Source organism: Streptomyces sp. JW3 (assembly GCF_052216785.1).
Taxonomy (GTDB): domain Bacteria; phylum Actinomycetota; class Actinomycetes; order Streptomycetales; family Streptomycetaceae; genus Streptomyces.
The window spans coordinates 1-301 of record NZ_JBQOUX010000295.1 but is presented as its reverse complement, the minus strand read 5'-3'; the positions used below and the strand labels follow the sequence as shown (position 1 = coordinate 301).

1 protein-coding gene is annotated in these 301 nt (G+C 69.4%); it reads left to right on the top strand.

Annotated features, from left to right (window positions below; translation table 11 throughout):
- Positions 1–68 precede the first annotated feature (68 nt).
- Positions 69–301 (top strand): GTP-binding protein (locus tag ACTT8P_RS38570; protein WP_442836447.1); only part of this gene is annotated, 233 nt, incomplete at its 3' end.

Sequence of the window (301 nt, the reverse complement as noted above, 5' to 3'; positions counted from 1 at the left end):
ACCCGCGCCGACGACAAGATGTCCGAGGCCGCGATGGAAGACCGCAAGCGCGAGGGGTACTTCTAGACATGAGCACCGTAGACACTTTGCGGCTCGCGACCGCCGGGTCGGTCGACGACGGCAAGTCCACCCTCGTCGGACGGCTGCTGCACGACTCCAAGTCGGTCCTCGCCGACCAGCTGGAGGCCGTGGAACGCGCGTCCCGGGGCGCCCGGCCCGATCTGGCGCTGCTGACCGACGGCCTGCGGGCCGAGCGGGAACAGGGCATCACCATCGACGTCGCCTACCGGTACTTCGCCAC